At 75.8% G+C, this 2,089-nt stretch carries 3 protein-coding genes; all 3 read left to right on the top strand.

Going from position 1 to position 2,089, the window contains the following annotated elements; genetic code table 11:
- Positions 1–169, top strand: a 169-nt coding sequence (locus tag HUW36_RS34710) for a sulfurtransferase (protein WP_343044378.1), incomplete at its 5' end; no start/stop codon positions are given.
- A 47-nt stretch (positions 170–216) separates the two neighbouring features.
- Positions 217–1,398: an acetoin utilization protein AcuC gene (locus HUW36_RS31595; protein WP_174531415.1), complete on the top strand. Its 1,182-nt coding sequence runs from the start codon at positions 217–219 to the stop codon at positions 1,396–1,398.
- 4 nt (positions 1,399–1,402) lie between these two features.
- Positions 1,403–2,089 (top strand): GNAT family N-acetyltransferase (locus tag HUW36_RS31590; protein WP_174531414.1); only part of this gene is annotated, 687 nt, incomplete at its 3' end.

The following is a 2,089-nucleotide window of genomic DNA, read 5'->3' as shown; positions in this document are numbered from 1 at the left end:
GGACGCGCCGGTCGGGGCGTACTGCGGCTCGGGGGTGACCGCCGCGCAGGCGGTGCTGGCGTTGCACCTGGCCGGTCGCCCGGACGCCGCCCTCTACGTCGGCTCGTGGAGCGAGTGGGTGGCCGACCCGGACCGTCCGGTGGCGACCGGCGGCACGTCCGGCCGGTGAACGCGCGGCTGGTGGGCGCGCCGGGGCTCGCGTGCGACGATATCCGAATGGCCGACGACACGGTGGTGGTCTGGGACCCCGCCCTCCTCGCCTACGACATGGGCGACCATCCGCTGGACCCGGTCCGGGTCGAGCTGACCATGGCACTCGCCCGGGAACTGGGCGTGCTGGACCGGCCCGGGGTGCGGGTGGTCAAGCCCGAGCCGGCCGACGACGCGTTGCTGACCCGGGTGCACGACCCGGCCTACCTGGACGCCGTTCGGGCCGCGCCGCGTGACCCGCTCTTCGCCGGCTTCGGCCTGGGCACCTCGGACAACCCGGTCTTCGACGGGATGCACGAGTCGAGCGCGCTGATCGCCGGCGCCACCGTGGCCGCGGCCGAGGCGGTGTGGCGCGGCGAGGCCCGGCGTGCGGTGAACGTGGCCGGTGGCCTGCACCACGCCATGCCGGCCCGGGCGGCCGGGTTCTGCGTCTACAACGACCCGGCGGTGGCCATCGCGCGCCTGCTCGACCTCGGCGCGGAACGCGTCGCGTACGTGGACGTGGACGTGCACCACGGCGACGGGGTGCAGGAGATCTTCTACCGCGACCCGCGGGTGCTCACGGTCAGCCTGCACGAGACGCCGCTCGCGTTGTTCCCCGGCACCGGCTTCCCGGACGAGACCGGCGGGCCGGGCGCGGAGGGCACCGCGGTCAACCTGCCGCTGCCGCCCGGGGTCGGCGACGCCGGCTGGCAGCGGGCGTTCCACGCGGTGGTGCCGTCGGTGCTGCGCGCGTACCGGCCCCAGGTGCTGGTCACCCAGTGCGGCGCGGACGGGCACCGCAGTGACCCGCTGGCCGACCTGCACCTGTCCGTGGACGGGCAGCGGGCCACCTACCGGGCGCTGCGGGCGCTCGCCGACGAGCTGTGCGACGGCCGCTGGGTGGCCACCGGCGGCGGCGGGTACGCGCTCGTCGAGGTGGTGCCCCGGGCCTGGACGCACCTGCTCGCGATCGCCACCGGCGAGCCGATCGACCCGGCCACGCTCACCCCGCCCGGCTGGCGGGAGCTGGCCGCCCGCCGGCGGCCCGGGCACGACGTCCCGCTGCGGATGACCGACGACGTGGACCCGGACTACCAGCCGTGGCAGCCGAGCGGCGAGCCCAACGCGGTGGACCGGGCGGTCGCGGCCACCCGCAAGGCGGTCTTCCCGCTGCTCGGGCTCGACCCGCACGACCCGCGCGACTGATCCGGTGACCACCGTCGAGCAACCGGTGGACGTGCTGCTCAGTGACGGCACGACCGTCCAGCTGCGACAGATCCGCCCGGACGACGCGGCGGCGATCGTGGCGATGCACGCCCGCTTCTCCGAGCGGACCCGCTACCTGCGCTACTTCTCGCCGTACCCGCGCATCCCGGAGCGGGACCTGAAGCGCTTCGTCACCGTCGACCACCGCGACCGGGAGGCGTTCGTGGTGCTGGCCGGCGAGCGGATCGTCGCGGTCGGCCGGTACGAACGGCTCGGTCCCGCCTCGCCGGAGGCCGAGGTGGCGTTCGTGGTGGAGGACGCCTACCAGGGCCGGGGCATCGGGTCGGTGCTGCTGGAGCACCTGGCCGACGCGGCCGGCCGGCACGGCATCGTGCACTTCGTCGCCGAGGTCCTCCCGGCGAACGGGACCATGCTGCGGGTCTTCGCCGACTTCGGCTACCAGGTGCAGCGCCAGTACGCCGACGGCGTGGTGCACCTGAGCTTCCCGATCGCCGCGACCGAGGCGACGCTCGCGGTGCAGCGCGGCCGGGAGCACCGCACCGAGGCGCGCTCGATCGCCCGGCTGCTTGCCCCGCGCGGCATCGCCGTCTACGGCGCCAGCACCACCGGCCAGGGTGTCGGCGCGGCGCTGCTCGGGCACCTGCGCGACGGCGGGTTCGCCGGCGCGATC

This window comes from Micromonospora maritima, assembly GCF_902825405.1.
Classification (GTDB): Bacteria; Actinomycetota; Actinomycetes; order Mycobacteriales; family Micromonosporaceae; genus Micromonospora; species Micromonospora maritima.
The sequence above is the reverse complement of the archived record's forward strand: the minus strand, read 5'-3'. Positions and strand labels throughout refer to the sequence as shown.

Coding starts and splice junctions, on each gene's coding strand:
- HUW36_RS31595 (WP_174531415.1), top strand. CDS start 217: ATGGCCGACGACACGGTGGTGGTCTGGGACCCCGCCCTCCTCGCCTAC.